The organism is Pseudomonas sp. 39004, assembly GCF_028682155.1.
Classification (GTDB): Bacteria; Pseudomonadota; Gammaproteobacteria; order Pseudomonadales; family Pseudomonadaceae; genus Aquipseudomonas; species Aquipseudomonas capeferrum.
In genome coordinates, this window is record NZ_JANIAG010000043.1 from 18,244 (window position 1) to 35,139 (window position 16,896).

At 63.6% G+C, this 16,896-nt stretch carries 19 protein-coding genes; 12 read left to right on the top strand and 7 right to left on the bottom strand.

Annotation, left to right across the window (positions count from 1 at the left end; all coding sequences use genetic code 11):
- Nucleotides 1–73 precede the first annotated feature (73 nt).
- The 3 genes from NP534_RS10330 (at nucleotide 74) to NP534_RS10340 (ending at nucleotide 2,048) form a co-directional block, all read left to right on the top strand.
- Nucleotides 74–352: a hypothetical protein gene (locus tag NP534_RS10330; RefSeq protein ID WP_027593946.1), complete on the top strand. Its 279-nt coding sequence runs from the start codon at nucleotides 74–76 to the stop codon at nucleotides 350–352.
- A gap of 14 nt (nucleotides 353–366) precedes the next feature.
- Nucleotides 367–1,146, top strand: coding sequence for a CHAD domain-containing protein (locus NP534_RS10335; RefSeq protein WP_274098652.1), 780 nt, complete (start codon nucleotides 367–369; stop codon nucleotides 1,144–1,146).
- A gap of 104 nt (nucleotides 1,147–1,250) precedes the next feature.
- The gene (locus tag NP534_RS10340) at nucleotides 1,251–2,048 is read left to right on the top strand and encodes an acyl-CoA thioesterase (RefSeq protein WP_274098653.1); all 798 of its coding nucleotides are present in this window, start codon (nucleotides 1,251–1,253) and stop codon (nucleotides 2,046–2,048) included.
- Between the two features lie 18 nt (nucleotides 2,049–2,066).
- Here the strand turns inward: NP534_RS10340 and NP534_RS10345 are convergent, their stop codons facing one another.
- The 3 genes from NP534_RS10345 to NP534_RS10355 form a co-directional block, all read right to left on the bottom strand.
- Nucleotides 2,067–2,435 (bottom strand): Mpo1-like protein, encoded by a 369-nt coding sequence (locus NP534_RS10345; protein ID WP_095063657.1) that lies wholly within the window; start codon nucleotides 2,433–2,435, stop codon nucleotides 2,067–2,069.
- A gap of 88 nt (nucleotides 2,436–2,523) precedes the next feature.
- Nucleotides 2,524–4,002: a methyl-accepting chemotaxis protein gene (locus tag NP534_RS10350; protein ID WP_274098654.1), complete on the bottom strand. Its 1,479-nt coding sequence runs from the start codon at nucleotides 4,000–4,002 to the stop codon at nucleotides 2,524–2,526.
- Between the two features lie 134 nt (nucleotides 4,003–4,136).
- A complete protein-coding gene (locus NP534_RS10355; RefSeq protein ID WP_274098655.1) occupies nucleotides 4,137–4,934 on the bottom strand; it encodes a TatD family hydrolase in 798 nt (265 codons plus the stop codon).
- A 158-nt stretch (nucleotides 4,935–5,092) separates the two neighbouring features.
- On the opposite strand from NP534_RS10355, the gene NP534_RS10360 reads away from it, so the two are divergent.
- The 3 genes from NP534_RS10360 to greB all read left to right on the top strand — a co-directional run bounded on the left by NP534_RS10360 (nucleotide 5,093) and on the right by greB (nucleotide 7,476).
- Nucleotides 5,093–6,499: a transglycosylase SLT domain-containing protein gene (locus tag NP534_RS10360; protein ID WP_274098656.1), complete on the top strand. Its 1,407-nt coding sequence runs from the start codon at nucleotides 5,093–5,095 to the stop codon at nucleotides 6,497–6,499.
- Nucleotides 6,500–6,682: 183 nt separating this feature from the next.
- The gene (locus tag NP534_RS10365; protein ID WP_274098657.1) at nucleotides 6,683–6,991 is read left to right on the top strand and encodes a hypothetical protein; all 309 of its coding nucleotides are present in this window, start codon (nucleotides 6,683–6,685) and stop codon (nucleotides 6,989–6,991) included.
- 11 nt (nucleotides 6,992–7,002) lie between these two features.
- Complete coding sequence (gene greB, locus NP534_RS10370; RefSeq protein ID WP_274098658.1) at nucleotides 7,003–7,476, top strand: transcription elongation factor GreB; 474 nt, start codon at nucleotides 7,003–7,005, stop codon at nucleotides 7,474–7,476.
- A 36-nt stretch (nucleotides 7,477–7,512) separates the two neighbouring features.
- Here the strand turns inward: greB and NP534_RS10375 are convergent, their stop codons facing one another.
- Nucleotides 7,513–10,020, bottom strand: coding sequence for an ABC transporter permease (locus tag NP534_RS10375; RefSeq protein WP_274098659.1), 2,508 nt, complete (start codon nucleotides 10,018–10,020; stop codon nucleotides 7,513–7,515).
- A 5-nt stretch (nucleotides 10,021–10,025) separates the two neighbouring features.
- Nucleotides 10,026–10,709 carry an ABC transporter ATP-binding protein gene (locus NP534_RS10380; RefSeq protein ID WP_033699089.1) on the bottom strand — a complete coding sequence of 228 codons (684 nt, stop codon included), beginning with the start codon at nucleotides 10,707–10,709 and terminating at the stop codon, nucleotides 10,026–10,028.
- 10 nt (nucleotides 10,710–10,719) lie between these two features.
- Here NP534_RS10380 and NP534_RS10385 point away from each other — a divergent pair, with 10 nt between their 5' ends.
- The 3 genes from NP534_RS10385 (at nucleotide 10,720) to NP534_RS10395 (ending at nucleotide 12,762) form a co-directional block, all read left to right on the top strand.
- Nucleotides 10,720–11,325, top strand: coding sequence for an arylesterase (locus tag NP534_RS10385; protein ID WP_274098660.1), 606 nt, complete (start codon nucleotides 10,720–10,722; stop codon nucleotides 11,323–11,325).
- A gap of 58 nt (nucleotides 11,326–11,383) precedes the next feature.
- Nucleotides 11,384–11,665: a hypothetical protein gene (locus NP534_RS10390; RefSeq protein WP_033699086.1), complete on the top strand. Its 282-nt coding sequence runs from the start codon at nucleotides 11,384–11,386 to the stop codon at nucleotides 11,663–11,665.
- A gap of 119 nt (nucleotides 11,666–11,784) precedes the next feature.
- Entirely contained in the window at nucleotides 11,785–12,762 is a 978-nt protein-coding gene (locus tag NP534_RS10395) for a L,D-transpeptidase family protein (protein ID WP_033699085.1), read from the top strand.
- 123 nt (nucleotides 12,763–12,885) lie between these two features.
- On the opposite strand, the gene NP534_RS10400 is transcribed toward NP534_RS10395, so the two are convergent.
- Nucleotides 12,886–13,137 carry an Lpp/OprI family alanine-zipper lipoprotein gene (locus NP534_RS10400; RefSeq protein WP_274098661.1) on the bottom strand — a complete coding sequence of 84 codons (252 nt, stop codon included), beginning with the start codon at nucleotides 13,135–13,137 and terminating at the stop codon, nucleotides 12,886–12,888.
- A gap of 504 nt (nucleotides 13,138–13,641) precedes the next feature.
- On the opposite strand from NP534_RS10400, the gene NP534_RS10405 reads away from it, so the two are divergent.
- Nucleotides 13,642–13,923, top strand: a complete 282-nt coding sequence (locus tag NP534_RS10405) for a GNAT family N-acetyltransferase (protein ID WP_003250290.1) — start codon at nucleotides 13,642–13,644, stop codon at nucleotides 13,921–13,923.
- Between the two features lie 52 nt (nucleotides 13,924–13,975).
- Here NP534_RS10405 and NP534_RS10410 read toward each other — a convergent pair whose 3' ends face one another.
- Complete coding sequence (locus NP534_RS10410) at nucleotides 13,976–15,052, bottom strand: 3-deoxy-7-phosphoheptulonate synthase (RefSeq protein ID WP_033699083.1); 1,077 nt, start codon at nucleotides 15,050–15,052, stop codon at nucleotides 13,976–13,978.
- Nucleotides 15,053–15,287: 235 nt separating this feature from the next.
- Between NP534_RS10410 and NP534_RS10415 the strand changes: the two genes are divergently transcribed.
- Nucleotides 15,288–16,235 (top strand): putative 2-dehydropantoate 2-reductase, encoded by a 948-nt coding sequence (locus NP534_RS10415; protein ID WP_274098662.1) that lies wholly within the window; start codon nucleotides 15,288–15,290, stop codon nucleotides 16,233–16,235.
- 104 nt (nucleotides 16,236–16,339) lie between these two features.
- Nucleotides 16,340–16,837 carry a universal stress protein gene (locus tag NP534_RS10420; protein WP_033699079.1) on the top strand — a complete coding sequence of 166 codons (498 nt, stop codon included), beginning with the start codon at nucleotides 16,340–16,342 and terminating at the stop codon, nucleotides 16,835–16,837.
- Nucleotides 16,838–16,896 lie beyond the last annotated feature (59 nt).

The following is a 16,896-nucleotide window of genomic DNA, read 5'->3' on the forward strand; positions in this document are numbered from 1 at the left end:
AAAGCGCCTTGGCGGGCACTTTTCTATTGCAGGTGCGTCGAACAGCCACTCTTTTCACTTTGAGGAATTACCGATGAAAGCCTGGATCTGCCTTCCACTGATTGCCCTGGCCCTTGCTGGCTGTGCGGGCAAGACGGCCTACCGTGACAGCTGCGCAACCCAGCTGGATGCCGCCTGGAAGGAGCTCGACCTGGCCAAGGCCGAGGGTTTCGCCGGTACTGTCAGTTATTCCAAGGCCTTGTCGCTGCTGACCGGCGCCAAGACCCAGCAGCAGTTCGAGGGGTTCGAAGGTTGCACCAAGAAGGCCGAGAAGGCGCGTTTCTACATTCGTGAGTCGCGCGCTGGCCGCTGACCGAGGAGCGTCCCATGTCTGCCATGCTCGATCACGTGGTGTCACAGATACTGGCCTTGCAGGTGCGCCTGCTGGCCTGCCGTGAGCGCCTTGCCGCCGATACCGACAGCGAGGCATTGCATGACCTGCGCATTGCTGTACGGCGCTTGCGCAGCCTGCTGCGGCCGCTGCGGGGGTTGCCTGGGGTCGAACAACTGGAAGGCGCAGCCAAGGCCCTGGGGACGTTGACGACGCCGCTGCGTGACCGCGAGGTGCTGGCGGCCGAATTGTTCGGGCGGGGCTTGAACGAGGCGGCGCAGCGACGGCTGGCGGGGCGGGGCAAGACCTTTGCCAGGGTCGCGAGCAGTGCGCAGCTGGCCCGTCTGTTGGCGATCGTCGATGCATTTCCGTTGTTCCTGCGTGCGGCTGATCGCGAAGGCCTGGTGGATGCGCTGGGCAAGCGCATCGACAAACGCCTGGACAAGCAATGGCGCAAGCTGCGCAAGGCATTGGCGGACCCCGCCCACGATCGGCATCGGCTACGGTTGTTGATCAAGCGGGCACGCTATGGCGACGAGGCCTACCCGCAACTCGAGCATGCCGGGAAAAAACTGCAACGCCTGTTGAAGCAGGCACAGAGCGATCTGGGTACGTGGCATGACCGTCTGCAGTGGTTGTTGCAAGCGCGCGAGGACGCCGACCTGGCAGTGTGCAAACTCGATTGGCAGCAGCAGTTGCAGGAGGCCGCAGGCAAATCCGATGCTGCGCTGGATGCCTTGCAGGTGGCGTTGAAGCAGCGTCAGCCCGGCAAATGACCGATATGCGGGCTGAACGGTGCCAAGTGGCTGGTTAGTATGTCCTGATGCAGGGCACGTGAATGGCGTGCCCCGGATCACCACGGCACAGGAGCCCACCTGCCATGAACTTCACCCAATTGCTCGAAGCCGTTCGAGCCAACCCTGAATCGGTTTCGGTGCCGGCGTCATGGGCCCAGGGCCGCGCGGCTTTCGGCGGGCTCATGGCCGCCATGGTGTATGAAGCGATGCGCCTGAAGCTTGCCGATGATCGGCCTGTGCGCTCTTTGGCCATCAGCTTCGTGGCGCCTGCTGCGGCTGACGTGCCGATCCGTTTCGAGGTCGACGTGCTGCGTGAGGGCAAAGCGGTCAGTACCTTGCTTGGCCGCGCGGTGCAGGAGGGGCAGGTCGTCACCCTGGTGCAGGGCAATTTCGGTGCGGGGCGCTCCTCGCAGGTCGAGGTCCCGGCCAAGGCTGCGGTTGCCATGAAGCCGCTGGAGCAGGCTGCCCCTGAGCTTCCCTGCATCAAAGGTGTGACCCCAGAGTTCATGCGCCATGTAGCCCTGCGTTGGGCGGTTGGTGGGCTGCCGTTCAGTGGCAACGATTCGCGGCAGATGGGGGGCTGGGTACGGCTGCGCGACATCGCTGACGAGCCGTTGAACGAGGCTCACCTGCTGGCACTGGTAGATGCCTGGCCGCCCAGTCTGTTGCCGCACCTGAAGCGGCCGGCGGCGGGCAGCACACTGACCTGGACGATCGAATTCATCCAGCCCATACCGCAGTTGTCGACACTCGACTGGTGCCGCTATTGCGTCGAGACCGAGCACGCACGTGAGGGTTATGGGCATGCCGCCGCCGCGCTGTGGTCCGCAGAGGGCGAGTTGCTGGCGTTGAGCCGGCAGACGGTGACGGTTTTCGCGTAGCCGTAACGGGCGGCAGGGTCAGCGGCGATGCTTGTGCCGCTCGCGCCAGGCACGCCACCAGGCGCCGCTTAGCACAAAGCGTGGAAAGGTGATGAACTGCTCGGTCAGCAGTCGCTGTACGGCGTCTTTGCGGTTGGCGAATGGCTCTGGTTGTTCGGCTTCGAGGCGATGCCCGTGGCGCTGCAGGCCCAGGCCGGCAATCAGGGAGATGACGCCCACGGCGATCTGGCCCAGGTCCAGGGCGAACAGGCCGGACAGCACCAGCAGTGCGCCGAGAATGAACAGCGGCACGGCGATCAGGTGCAGTACAAGGTTGGCCGGGTGACGGTGATTATGGTGGTAGCCGCGCCATTGCCAGGCGGGTAGGTTGGGTAGGCGTTTGCTCATGGGCAGGTCCTCTCGGTCATGTCCAAAGCTTAGTGCGGCCCCCGGCAGGGGGCCAATCGAGGCTGGCTATCGTGACTGTAAATGAGGGCTATAGCTTGAGCTGGCCTATCACCTTGTTCAGCTCACCGGCCAGCGTCGCCAGTTCGTTGCTGGTGGTGGCCGAGCCGACGGTCTGTTGCACGGTGTGTTCGGTGACGTCGCGGATACTCACCACTGCCCGGTTCATTTCTTCGGCCACCTGGCTCTGCTGTTCGGCAGCCACGGCGATCTGGGTGTTGCTTTCGCGCATCTGCGCAACCGCACCGGTGATCTCGGCCAGCGCTGCGCCAGCTGCCTGGGCCTGCCGGACGCAATCGTCAGCCTTGTAGGAGCTCTCCTGCATGAACTCCACCGCATCGCGGGTGCCGGACTGAAGCGCCGAGACCATGGTGGTGATTTCGTCCGTGGACGTCTGCACGCGCTTGGCCAGGTTGCGTACCTCATCGGCGACTACCGCGAAGCCACGGCCCAAGTCACCGGCACGGGCTGCTTCGATGGCCGCATTGAGTGCCAGCAGGTTGGTTTGTTCGGCAATGCTGTGGATCACCCCGACCACGCCATTGATCTTCTGGCTGTCCTCGGCCAGTTGGCGGATCATCTCGGCGGTCTGCTGCACGCCGCTGGACAGCCCGGAAATCGAGTCCTGAACGCGGCTGACGACCTCCTGGCCGCTGCCGGCCAGGGTATCTGCGGTCTGCGACAGGTCGCGTGTGGCGCCGGCATGCTGGGCGATATGGTGCACAGTGGCCGACATCTGGTTGATGGCCGTGGCGGCCTGGTCGGTCTCGCTCTGCTGGCCGAGCATGCCGTGGCGTACGTCATTCATGCTCGCCGCCAGGCGTGCGGCGCCGGCGTCGAGCTGTGCGGCGGTGTGGGCCACAGTGCTGACCACGCGGTGATAGGTGCCTTGCATGGCGTTGAAGGCGCCCGCCATCTGGCCGACTTCGTCGCCGCACGCCAGGGGTACGCGTGCCGACAGGTCGCCGGTCTTCTCCACATGGAGCATGACGTCCTTGAGGGTGTTGAGCTGGCTGAGCAAGAAGCGGATCAGCAACTGCGAGGCGCCAAGCATGGCCAGCATCAGTATCAGCACGCACACGGCATAGTTGGTGAAACGTTCGAAGAACACCTGGCGTACGCTCGGCGACTGGGCCAGCACGGCCAGATGCTGATCGCCGTTGCGCAGCACCTGGGCGCCGCGCAGGGGGTTATCGCCAAGCAGCCAGGCAGCGGGCAGTGCGACCCAGCCCTGGGCGTCGCGCAGGGCCTCCAGCGGTTCGCCGGCAAAGGTCGGGGTCTGGCCTGGCAGCCAGGTGATGACATTGGCCTGGCGGGGCAGCGTTTGCCCGACGGGCCACGCTGCCAACAGCTGGGCCTGTGCCGCCGCTTGGGCCTGAGCGGCGTCCGCGCGGGCACGCTGCTCCAGATGCACGGCGTACAGCACCAGCAAAAGGGTCGTGACAAAGGCCACCGCGTTGACGGCCCAGAATTTGTACTTCAGGGAAACATTGCTAAGCCAGGCACCCATGGGCAGGTCTTCTCTGAGTTGAGCGGAAACAATATTGGCAAGGTGCCATCATTGTGCCCGCGCCCGCCAGAGCCGTTCTTGATGTGTATCAAGAAAAAACCGAGGTGCCTGTATCGACGGGGCCCGATGCAGGCTTAGCTCAGCCGAAAGAATGCCCGTGCCGCCGCGGTGGTATGGGTTGCCGTGTGTTCCATCGACTCGCCCCGGTGCAGCGCCAACTCCCTCAACACTTCCGGCAGAAACGCCGGTTCGTTACGGCCGCTTTTCGGCTTGGGCCTCAGGCTGCGCGGCAGCAAGTAAGGCGCATCGCTCTCCAGCATCAGGCGCCCTTCAGGGATATTGCCGACCAGCGGGTGCAGGTGCGTCCCACGACGCTCGTCACAAATCCAGCCGGTGATGCCGATGTGCAGGTCCAGGTCCAGGTAGGCGAACAACGCCTCGCGCTCGCCGGTGAAGCAATGCACCACAGCGCCGGTCAAGTGGTCCCTGTAGTCCTTGAGGATGGCCAGCAAGCGCTCGCTGGCGTCGCGTTCGTGCAGAAACACGGGCAAGCCCAGTTCGGCCGCGAGCGTCAGCTGTGCCTCCAGGGCCTTTTCCTGCTGAGGGCGAGGGGAGAAGTCGCGGTTGAAGTCCAGGCCGCATTCACCGACTGCGCGCACCCGTTGCTCATTCAACAATTGGCGCAGTTGCCGCTCGCTGCCAGCGTCCCAGGACTTGGCATCGTGGGGGTGGACGCCCGCCGTGGCGAACAGGTGTTCAGCGGCCGCATCCAGCTGCTGGCACAGCTCCAGTGCCTGTTCGCTGACCGCAAGGCTGGTGCCGGTCAGTACCATTTGCGCCACGCCGGCCTCGATGGCGCGCTCGACGATGGCGGCCTGCTGGTCGTGGAAACTGCTGTTGGTCAGGTTGACGCCGATATCGATCAGTTGCATGGTGCTACCTCGTGCCGCGGGGCGGCCAGCATAGCAAAATCCGCGTTTCTCGGAAAAATCCAAGAACTTCATGCGGTTGCCGTGGTCTTCTGCCGTCATTTATCACCAGGCGGCCATGCCACATGCGTGCCGCCCACCGACCTCGGACTCGTTTTCGCATGCTGCGATACCTGCTGACCTTCCTGCTGATGCTTGGGCTGACCACGGCCGGTGCTGCCCATGCACGCCTGCCGGGGCCGCAGCAGAACATCCCGCCCAGCAAGCTGCGCGACCTGCAGCAGGTTCGGGCGAGCAAGGTGTTGCGGGTGTTGGTCAATCAAAGCCGCAACAGCTCTGGTGAGGTCAAGGGCGAGCCGGTCGGCATCGAATACTACCGCCTGCGTGCGCTCGAGCATTACCTGAATGCGCGTGCCGGTGACGGGCAGCAGATTCAGCTGAAGCTTATCCCTCGGGCCAAGGAGCAGTTGCTGGGTGCGTTGCAGCGCGGCGAGGGCGACCTGGCGGCGCCCGGTGAACTGCTCGACCCGGTGGTAGTGCGCGGTGTCAACAGCAGCGCGCCGGTGCTGGACCAAGTGCCCTTGTTGCTGGTCGGGCGCAAGGGGGAGCGCAGCTTCAGCCATGTCGAGCAGTTGTCCGGGCGCACTGTGGCCTTGACCAGCGCCAGTGCTGCCGGCCCGGTGATCCAGCAGGTGAACCAGCAACTGGCCCTGCGCAAGCGCGCGCCGATCAAGGTGGAGTGGGTCGATTCGACCCTGGCGGTGGAGGATGTGCTGGAGATGGTGCAGGCCGGCATCTACCACCTGACCGTGGTAGAGCGCCCGATTGCCCGGCGGTGGGCCAGGGTGATGCCGCGTCTGCGCCTGGACAGCCGTGTGCACCTGGGCTCGCCGCAAGCCATGCGCTGGTATGTAGGGCGCGATGCGCCGCAATTGCTGGCCGCGGTCGATCGCTTCCTTCAGGGTTATCGCGCGCCGGACAACCAGGACGCCGCGTTCGAGCGTATCTACCGCCGCCAGTACCGGGTACACAACCCCTTGGCGAGCAAGGATCGCCAACGCCTCAGTGCGGTGCGTGCGGTGCTGCAGAAGCATGGCAAGGCGCAGCAGATCGACTGGCTCAACCTGGCCGCACTGGCCTTCAAGGAGTCGACACTCAACCCCGCTGCGCGCGGCACAGGCGGGGCCCATGGCCTGATGCAGATCACCCCTTCGGCCGCCCAGCGGGTAGGGGTGAGCAATACCGCCACGGTGGACGGCAATGTACAGGCCAGTGCCCGCTACCTGGCGTTGATCCGACGCAAGTTCTTTGCCAGCCCACAGATCAACGAGCGCGAGCGCATGGCGTTCGTGCTGGCGGCTTACAACCTGGGGCCCGAGCGGGTCCAGGCGATGCGTGCCGAAGCGCGCCGGCGTGGGCTCAACGGCAACCAGTGGTTTTTCCAGACCGAGCGCATTGCCATGGAGCAGGTCGGCATGGGCCCGGTCAATTTCGTCAACAGCGTCAACAAGTACTTCCTGGCGTTCAACCGCGAGCGTGCCCTGCTGGAGCGGGTGGCCAAGCGCTGAGCAATGCAGCGTGAGGCTTGTAACTTCGCGCTTGTAGCTCTAGCATACCGCCTGCGCCGATTTAAACAGCTACTTGCGGGGCGCAGGAAAGGCCCTCCGGTCATCCGAAATACCGCTAAAGCGCTGGTTCGGTGACGCCTCCCACCGCTGCCCAGCGGGAATCGCGAGGCTGAGAGAAGCGCCATGAGTTGCCCACGTACCAGTGTCTGTTTGAGCCCTTTGCCTGCCAACCAGGCTTCCCGCACACCGCGCATCCTGCTCGGTGGCCAGCATCAACCCACTCTTTTGCGTCACCTTGAAGGGCTTTCGCGTCGTAAAGGCCAGGCCCGTGCCTTTCTCATCCAGTTCACCGAAACCTGCTGCCACCTTGCGCAGTACGGCAACGACCGTTTCGACCTGGCGGTGATACAGGCGCCGGCCTCTGCCGAGGCCGCCGAAGTCATCGGCCATCTCACCCGCATTGCTCGCCAAGGCCTGATTACCCGCCGTTGAGGAGAGTGCTGTTGAGCACCAATATCATCACCACCGAAGGTCATGAGGCCCTGAAAAAGGAGCTGGATCACCTGTGGCGCGTGTACCGCCCCGAGATCACCCAGAAGGTCGCCTGGGCGGCTTCGCTTGGCGATCGCAGCGAGAATGCCGACTACCAGTACAACAAGAAGCTGTTGCGCGAGATCGACCGTCGGGTGCGGTACCTGCGTAAACGCCTTGAAGATGTAAAGGTAGTGGCTTATTCGCCGGAGCAGGAGGGCAAGGTGTTTTTCGGCGCTTGGGTCGAGATCGAGAACGACGACGGTGAGACCAAGAAGTTTCGCATCGTCGGGTATGACGAAATCTATGGGCGCAACGACTACATCTCGATCGACTCCCCCATGGCCCGGGCCTTGCTCAAGAAGGAGGAGGGCGATGAGGTGGTGGTGAAGACCCCGACCGGGGATGCGGCGTGGTACGTGAACAGCATTCGCTACGGGCAATGATCGGCGATTGCCTGTAGCGGCCATTCACTGTGTTTCTTACCCCTCCCGCAACACCGTCAACGGGCTGGCATTGAGCGCCCGCCGTGTGCCCAGCACCCCAGCGCCACCCACCAGCACTGCCCCCGCCAGTGGCAGTACCAGCAGCCATGGGTGTGGGTGCCACTGCAGGTCGAAGGCGTAGCGGTACAGCACCAGCGTGATCAGCTCGCAACCGAGTGCGGCCAGTAGCCCGCTGGCCGCGCCCAAGAGGCCGAACTCGATACGCCGCGCCTTGACCAGCAACGGCCGCGCCGCACCCAGCGCACGCAGCAAGGCGCCCTGGCGGATGCGTTCGTCGAGCGTTGCCTGCAAGCCGGCGAACAGCACGGCCAGCCCCGCCGCCAACACGAACAACAGTACATACTCGACCGCCAGGGTGACTTGGGCGAGGATGCTGCGCAGTTGATCAAGCAAGGCGTCGACCTGAAGGATGGTCACTGCCGGGAAGGCCCGGGACAGGGCGACCACATCCAGGTCATGACCTGGGGCCAGGTAGAAACTGGTGAGGTAAGTGGTGGGTAACCCCTGCAGCGTTCCAGGCTGGAAGATCATGTAGAAGTTCGGCTGGAAACTGTCCCAGTGCACGCTGCGCAGGCTGCTGACCCGGGCCTGGCGTTGCTGGCCACCGATGTCGAAGGTCAGCAGGTCGCCCAGTTGCAGCTTCAGGCTGGTGGCCAGTTCCGCCTCGACCGATACACCGGGCACCTCATCGCCGGAAGGCAGCGCCTGCCACCAGTCGCCCGCAGTCAGCGCGTTGCCGTCAGGCAGCTCGGCGGCCCAGGTCAGGCTGAGGTCGCGTTGTACGGCCCGCTCGCCGGCAGAGTCCTTGCTGACGATCTGTTGCACCGGTTGCTGGTTGATCTGGATCAGGCGGCCGGGTGTCACCGGGTATAGCGGCGCCGAGGCCGCATTGACCTGCTGCAGGCGCTGGGCGAACGGTGCGCGATCATCTGGCAGGATGTTCAGGGCAAAGTGATTCGGCGCGTCCTTGGGCAGTTGCGCCTGCCAGGTGTCGAGCAGTTCGGCGCGCAGCAGTGCAACCAGCGCCATGGCCAACAGGATCAGGCCAAATGCCAGTGCCTGGCCAGCGGCTGCCAAGGGGTGGCGTAACAGCTGCCCCAGCCCCAGGCGCCAGGCCAGCGGTGCGCCGACCAGCAGTTGGCGCAGGCTGCGGAGCCCGAGCAGCAACAGGCCGCCGAGTACCACGGCGGCGACCAGGCCGCCGCCCAGCAGTGCGAACGTCAGCAGCAGGTCGAGGCTCAGGCGCCACATGATCAGGCCCAAGGCCAGCAAGGCAGCGCCATACACCAGCCAACTGCTGGGCGGCACCGGCAGCAGGTCGCGGCGCAACACGCGCAGCGGCGGCACCTGGCCGAGCGCGGCGAGCGGCGGCAAGGCGAAGCCAGCAAGGGCCACCAGCCCGGTGCCCATACCGGCGAGCGCCGGCAAGATGCCGCCCGGTGGCACCACACTCGGCAGCAGGCCATGCAGCAGCCGGAACAGGCCCAGCTGTGCCAGCCAGCCGAGCAGGGCGCCTGCCACGGCCGCCACCAGGCCAAGCATGGCCAGTTGCAGGCAGTACAGGCCCAGCGCTTGCCGTCGGGACAGGCCAAGGCAGCGCAGCAGCGCACTGGCATCCAGGCGCCGCGCGGCGTAGCGGCTGGCCGACATGGCCACGGCAACGCCGGCCAGCAGTACCGCCACCAGGCTGGCCATGTTCAGATAGCGCTCGGCCTTGCTCAAGGCGCCACCGATCTGCCGGTTGCCATCGCGGGTGTCGCGCAGGCGCTGGCTGGCCGCCAGGTCTTTTTCCACGGCCTGGCGATACTGGGCCAGTGCGTCGATGTCGCCGCGCCACAGGTCACGGTAGGTCACCCGGCTGCCGGGCTGGATCACCCCGGTCGCCTGCAGGTCCGTGAGGTTCATCATTACCCGAGGGGTCAGGCTGTAGAAATCATTGGCGCGGTCCGGTTCGTAGGTCAGTACACGGCTCATGCGCAGGGTTTTCATGCCCACATCGATGCTGTCGCCGATCGACAGCCCCAGCGCGGCCAGCAACCTCGGTTCTACCCAGGCCTCGCCGGGCGCCGGGCCACCGCCGGGGGTTTCTTCGGCATAGGGTGCTGCGGCGCTGCGGACTTGCCCGCGCAAGGGGTAGGCGCCGTCGGCGGCCTTGACGCTGGACAACTGGATGCCGCCATCGCCGCCCACCACACTGGTGAACTCGACCACCTGTGCGTGGCGCAAACCGAGTGATGTGCCTGCACTGATCTGCTCGTCGCGGGCCGGTGAGCTGCCCTGCAACACCAGGTCGGCGCCGAGGAACTCGCTGGCGCGCAATTGCATGGCGCCGTTGAGTCGGGCGCCGAAGTAACCGATTGCGGTGCTGGCGGCTACGGCTACCAGCAGGGCAAAGAACAGCACGCGCACTTCGCTGGCGCGGATGTCGCGCAGCAACTGGCGTAATGCCAGGCCGCACAGTCGGGAGAAGGGCATGCTGGTCATCGGGCTCAGACCTCCACGGGGGCTACCAGGCGCCCCGCGTCCAGGCGGATCAGGCGCCGGCAGCGGCGGGCCAGGCGCTCGTCATGGGTGACCAGCACCAGGGTGGTGCCACGCTCCTTGTTCAATTCGAACAGCAGGTCGCTGATGCGCTCGCCGGTATGGCTGTCGAGGTTGCCGGTGGGCTCGTCGGCGAACAGCACGGCAGGTTGTGCGGCGAAGGCGCGGGCGATGGCCACCCGCTGTTGCTCACCGCCGGACAGCTGGCGCGGCGTGTGGCTCAGGCGCTTGCCCAGGCCAACCCGTTCGAGCAGGGTGCGGGCGTGCTCGCGGGCATCGCGGCGCCCGTCGAGCTCCAACGGCAGCATGACATTCTCCAGTGCGTTGAGGCTGTCGAGCAGCTGGAACGACTGGAACACGAACCCGACATGCTCGGCGCGCACACGGGCGCGTTGGTCTTCGTCCAGTGGCCCCAGGTCGTGCCCGGCGAGGATGACCTTGCCGGCGCTGGGGCGGTCGAGGCCGGCCAGCAAGCCGAGCAAGGTCGACTTGCCTGAGCCCGAAGCGCCGACGATGGCCAGGCTGTCGCCCTGGGCGAGGTCGAGGGAAAGTGCGTGGAGGATGGTCAGGTCGCCTTCCGCGCTGGGGACCACTTTGCTAAGGTTCTGCGCAACGAGAATGCTGGGGCCCATGGAGAATCCAATGCGAATGTGGTGGTTGAGTGCCGGTCTGGCCTTGTATTGCCTGGCCCAGAGCGCCACGGCGGGAACGGTGCTGGTGGTTGGCGATAGTATCAGCGCCGGTTTTGGCCTGGATAGCCGCCTGGGGTGGGTCTCTTTGTTGCAGACCCGGCTCAAGGACGAAGGTTTCGATGATCAGGTGGTCAATGCCTCGATCAGTGGTGACACCAGCGCCGGAGGCCAGGCGCGGCTGCCGGCGCTGCTTGCAGCGCACAAGCCGGCCGTGGTGGTGCTGGAGTTGGGCGGCAATGACGGGCTGCGCGGGCAGCCGCCGCAGCAATTGCAACAAAATCTTGCTTCGATGATCGAGAGCGCTCGGCAGGCAGGTGCCAAGGTGCTGCTGCTGGGCATGCGCCTGCCGCCCAATTATGGCGTGCGCTACACCACGGCGTTTGCCCAGGTGTATGAGCAGTTGGCGGCAGAGAAACAGGTGCCATTGGTGCCTTTTTTCCTGGAGGGTGTAGGGGGCGTGCCGGAGCTGATGCAGGCCGATGGCATCCATCCGGCGCAAGGTGCCCAGCAGCGCTTGCTGGAAAATGCCTGGCCGCAGATAAAACCCTTGCTGTGACGCTTTAAACGGGGGCGGGTTTCGGCTAAGGTTGCGCCCCCCGTTTCGAGAGCCCCCGATGCCGCGCCCTGCCTGGTCCCTTTATGCCTACCAACTGATCGAGCCTGACGAACAGCTCGACCTGTTTGCCTGCCAGGAAATCCGCGTCCACCTGGCCGCTCGCCAGCTTGAGCTTGGCGTGCCGGTCGACCGTACCTTGTGTGGCGGCCTGCTGCCCGCGCAGCCGCGCTGGTCGGGCGTGCAGCGCTCGATCTACCGCGACAACCGTCTGTGCGCGCTGTGCCGTGCCATTCTCGACGCCCAGCGGCGCGGCATGCGCCCGGTGTGGCCGCAGCTTTGACGCGCAAACTGTCACACCTTTCATCATCTGAAACGCTTGCATACCGCCAATGCCTCCCGCTTGCATCGGTGCGGGTGTACAATCGATCCTCTTGACCCACCTTTCGAAGGATTTACCGGATGTTGCCGCGCTTTCCTGCCGTCACCCGTAGCCTGTCCCTGGCCGCCCTGCTGGTAGCGGGCCCCGCTGCTGCGCTGGAACTGCCACTGCCACCCCCCGGTGAAGACATTGTCGGCCAGGTGCAGGTGATCAAGGCCAAGTACGAAGACACGTTCGCCGACATCGGTACCGCCAACGACCTTGGCTACCTGGAAATGATCGCCGCCAACCCGGGTGTCGACCCCTGGTTGCCGGGTGCCGGCACCGAGATCATCCTGCCGACCCGCTATGTGCTGCCGCCCGGCCCGCGCGAAGGCATCGTCATCAACCTTGCCGAGTACCGCCTGTATTACTTCCCGAAAGGGGAGAGCGTGGTGCATACCTTCCCGCTGGGTATCGGTCGTGAAGGGTGGGGTTCGCCGATCGCCAACACCAAGATTACCGCCAAGACCCCGAATCCGACCTGGACCCCGCCGGCCTCTATCCGTGCCGAGCATGCTGCCGACGGCGATATCCTGCCGACAGTGGTGCCTGCCGGCCCAGACAACCCGCTGGGGCCTTTCAAGTTTACCCTGGGTGTACCGGGTTACCTGATTCACGGTTCGAACAAGAAGTTTGGTATTGGCATGCGTACCAGTCATGGTTGCTTCCGTATGCTCAACAACAACGTACTCGAACTGTCGAAAATGGTCCCGGTCGGTACGCCGGTACGCATCATCAACGAGCCCTACAAGTTCGGTATCAGTGCCGGCAAGGTCTATCTGGAAGCGCACACTCCGCTGGACGATCAGGGCAACCCGTCAGTCGTGGACAAACACACTGCGGTCATCAATGCCTTGCTCAAGCGTGAAGACCTGGCGAACAACCTGCGGATGAACTGGGATATGGTGCGCGACGTGGTCGCTGCCGAAGATGGCATGCCTGTCGAGATCGCCGTGCCGGTCGACAATCAGGGTACTGCACCGATGGTGACGAGCATTCCGCCCGAATTGCAGTAAGGTTTCGCGACCTGCCCAGGGCCTGCCTTAGTGCAGGCCTTTTCGTATGTGCGCTGCGTGTCGAACGGCAATAAAAAAGCCGACCCACAAGTGGGTCGGCTTCATAACAATCCGTGAGGACTATTACTTGCGGCTGGCTTTGTCCAGCATACGCAGAGCGCGCTCGTTGGCTTCGTCAGCGGTCTGCTGAGCCTTCTGAGCGGCTGCCAGTGCGTCGTCAGCCTTACGGTAGGCTTCGTCAGCACGAGATTGAGCGCGAGCTGCTGCGTCTTCAGTCGCAGTCAGACGAGCTTCGGTTTCTTTGGATACGCTGCTGCAACCGGTAGCCAGAACTGCGGCCAGAGCCAGAGCAGAGAATTTCAGAACGTTGTTCATCGTGTTCCCCTTCAAGGACTTTCTATTAAAGAGCCATCTCTCGGAATAGAGAAACTGGCCGGCGTACATAGTACCCATTACTTGTAGTAAGTAAACTGACTGAGCGCAAGAACTGCAAAAAAAATGTTGCGCCAGGTCACGCCGACACGCATTGCGACGCTTTTGTGAAAAAAACGTTCAGGGATCGCAAGCGGTTGTAGTACGGGAACTTTTTTGTTGAACTAACGGTGACTTTGACTGTCCTTCTGCGTCTTAAGGGCTAGAACATCCGGCTTCTGTTGGCGTACCGGGAAGAGTCGATTTAACCCCGTTTTTCGCCATTTTTAACCGCTGCTACCTTGAGCAATCCCGCCTGCCGCGCCTACTATCTTGTGAGTGCCGGGGGCAGAACCATTGCAAGCGCCTTGCGGTCCAAGGGGCAACAGGTGGCGTAGAGGTTCTGTGCCGGATCAACCACCATCGGTTAAGGTATGGGTCTGCCGAGAAGACCTGCGAGGAGTAGTGATGAGCGAAGCGCTGACCATCCACCATGACCAGGCCGGTCATCAGTTCGAGACCAACGTGGACGGTCATCGTGCCTATCTGACGTACATGGACCTGGGCAAGCAGACGCTGGACATCTATCGCACCTTCGTGCCCAACGCCCTGCGCGGGCGTGGGATTGCCGCAGCACTGACCGAGCGGGCCTTGGAGTATGCCGAGCAGATGGGCTACACGGTGATACCGTCGTGCTCTTATGTAGAACGCTACATGGAGCGCCAGCAGCGTCACTCGAGCAAGGCTTGAACTATTAGATAAAAGAAAAGGGGCCGTTCGCGGCCCCTTTTTTCGTCTTTGCTCAGCCGCGCTGGCGCTGTGGCAATACATCCTTGAGTTTGGCGTGCATGCTGCGCAGGGTCTTCTCGGTGGCGGACCAGTCGATGCAGGCATCGGTGACCGAAACACCATATTGCAGTTCGTTCAGGTCTTTGGGGATCGACTGGCAACCCCAGTTCAGATGGCTCTCGACCATCAGGCCGATGATCGATTGGTTGCCTTCGAGGATCTGGTTGGCGACGTTTTCCATCACCAGCGGCTGCAGGGCCGGGTCCTTGTTGGAGTTGGCGTGGCTGCAGTCGACCATGATGTTGGCCTTGATCTTGGCCTTGGCCAAGTCTTGTTCGCACAGGGCGACGCTGACCGAATCGTAGTTCGGCTTGCCATTGCCGCCGCGCAATACCACGTGACCGTAAGGGTTGCCCTTGGTGGTAACGATCGATACGCCGCCTTCCTGGTTGATGCCCAGGAACCGGTGCGGTTTGGATACCGACTGCAGGGCGTTGATCGCAACGGTCAGGCCGCCATCGGTGCCGTTCTTGAAGCCGACTGCCGAAGACAGGCCCGAGGCCATTTCCCGGTGGGTCTGGGATTCGGTGGTGCGGGCGCCGATGGCCGACCAGCTGATCAGGTCCTGCAGGTACTGCGGGGAAATCGGGTCGAGCGCTTCGGTGGCCGTCGGCAGGCCCATTTCAGCCAGGTCCAGCAGCAGTTGGCGACCAATGTGCAGGCCGTCCTGGATCTTGAACGAGTCATCCAGGTACGGGTCGTTGATCAGGCCTTTCCAGCCGACCGTAGTGCGCGGCTTTTCGAAGTACACGCGCATGACCAGGTACAGCGTGTCGGACACTTCTGCGGCCAGTACCTTCAGGCGTTCGGCATACTCGTGGGCAGCCTTGATATCGTGGATGGAGCAGGGGCCGACCACGACGAACAGGCGATGGTCCTTGCCGTCGAGAATATTGCGCACCACTTCGCGGCCGGCAGTCACGGTCTGCAGAGCCTTGGCGCTGAGAGGGATTTCCTTCTTGAGCTGATCGGGGGTGATCAGGGTCTCGTTGGAAGCAACGTTTAAGTCGTCGATCGGTAAATCAGCCATCGTGTTACTCGTCAGGTCACGGGTGCCGGCCGCCAGCAATCCCCGTGCGGCCCAGCAGCAAGAATGTTCGCAGCGGGGAGCCGAACCTTAGCGCGTTACAGGGGGGCGCGACAATGGGCTTGACCCCGTCAACCCAGGGATTTTCCCCACGCTGGCGGTGGTGTGGTGCGATTGGGGTGCCCAGGGTGCAGCAACCGGTGTAAAAAAGCGCACTGACATTTACCTGGAGATTGGCATGCATCCGCGCAAACCACGTATCGGCATCATTGGCAGTGGTGCTATCGGCGGCTTTTATGGGTTGATGCTGGCGCGGGCCGGTTTCGATGTGCATTTCCTGTTGCGCAGTGAGTATGAAGTGGTGCGCGACCAGGGGCTGATGCTTGAAAGCGCAGTGCATGGCACCTTGCAGATGAAGGTTCAGGCTTATGTCAGCGCTGCCGACATGCCGCAATGCGACTGGCTGTTGGTGGGGGCCAAGGCCACCAGTAACGAGCAGTTGGCGCCGCTGATCGTCCAGGCCGCCGCGCCCGATGCACGGGTGGTATTGCTGCAGAATGGCCTGGGTGTAGAGGCGCAGTTGCGTCCTGCCTTGCGCGATGACATGCACTTGCTCGGCGGCTTGTGTTTCATTTGTGTCAACCGCCAGGCGCCTGGGGTGATTCGTCATCAGGCGCTGGGGGCGGTCAATCTTGGCTATCACAGCGGGCCTGCCCGCGATGGCGGTGCCGCGCTGGTGAAGGAGGGGGCGGGGTTGTTCGAGGCGGCGGGCATCGATTCGCAGGCCATGGATAACCTGAGCCAGGCGCGTTGGCAAAAGCTGGTGTGGAACGTGCCTTATAACGGGCTTTCGGTGTTGCTCGGCGCCAGCACCACACCGTTGATGGCCGACCCGCACAGCCGGGCGCTGGTCCAGGCGTTGATGGCCGAGGTGGTCCAGGGTGCCGCTGCTTGCGGCCACGTGCTGCCCGAGGGCTATGCCGAGCATCTGTTCCAGATCACCGAGCGGATGCCCGACTACTGGCCAAGCATGTACCACGACCACGCGCAGCAGCGTCCGCTGGAGCTTCAGGCTATCTATGCCGAGCCGTTGGCACAGGCGCGAGCGGCAGGTTGCAACTTGCCGCGCATGCAGATGCTTTACCAGGCACTGTCGTTCATCGACCACGCTGGCCGGCACGCCTGAAGCTTGCACAGCCCGCGCCGGCAGCACGCCGGACGGCAAAGCGTGCGTGCGGCGCGCTGCTAAGCTGAAGCTTGCTCTGCCGCAGCGGCAGTCGAGGAGGTCGAATGATCCGCTCCATGCTGTACGCCACCGACCTCGGTGTCTACGCCCCTTTTGTCATGCAGCACGCCTTGGCCCTGGCGCGGACGTTCAATGCAGAGCTGTATGTGATCCACGCGGTAGAACCCATGGGGCAGTTTGCCGAATCGCTCCTGCAAAGCTACCTGGATGAACAGACGCTGGACCAGTTGCACAGCCAGGGCGTCACCACCGTCATGGCCAATATCGAACAACGCGTGCTGGAAAACTTTCGCGATGAACTGGGTGAAGAGGCGGACCTGGCTGTCATCAAGGCGGTGCGTGTGCGCCAGGGCGACCCTGCCCAGGTGATCCTCGACCAGGCCCAGCGCCTGAGTGTCGATCTGCTGATTTTTGGGAGCCACAGTGCAGGTGCGGGGGTTGATGTACCGCTTGGGCGAACGGCGGTGCGATTGCTTCAGCTGTCGCCTGTGCCGGTGTATATGGTGCCGCTTGCTCAGCATTTGGGGCGTAGGAAAACGTGAAGCTGGCTGTAGGCTATTACGGGGCGCGTGTAACAAAATAGTTCTAGATTTATTTCCAG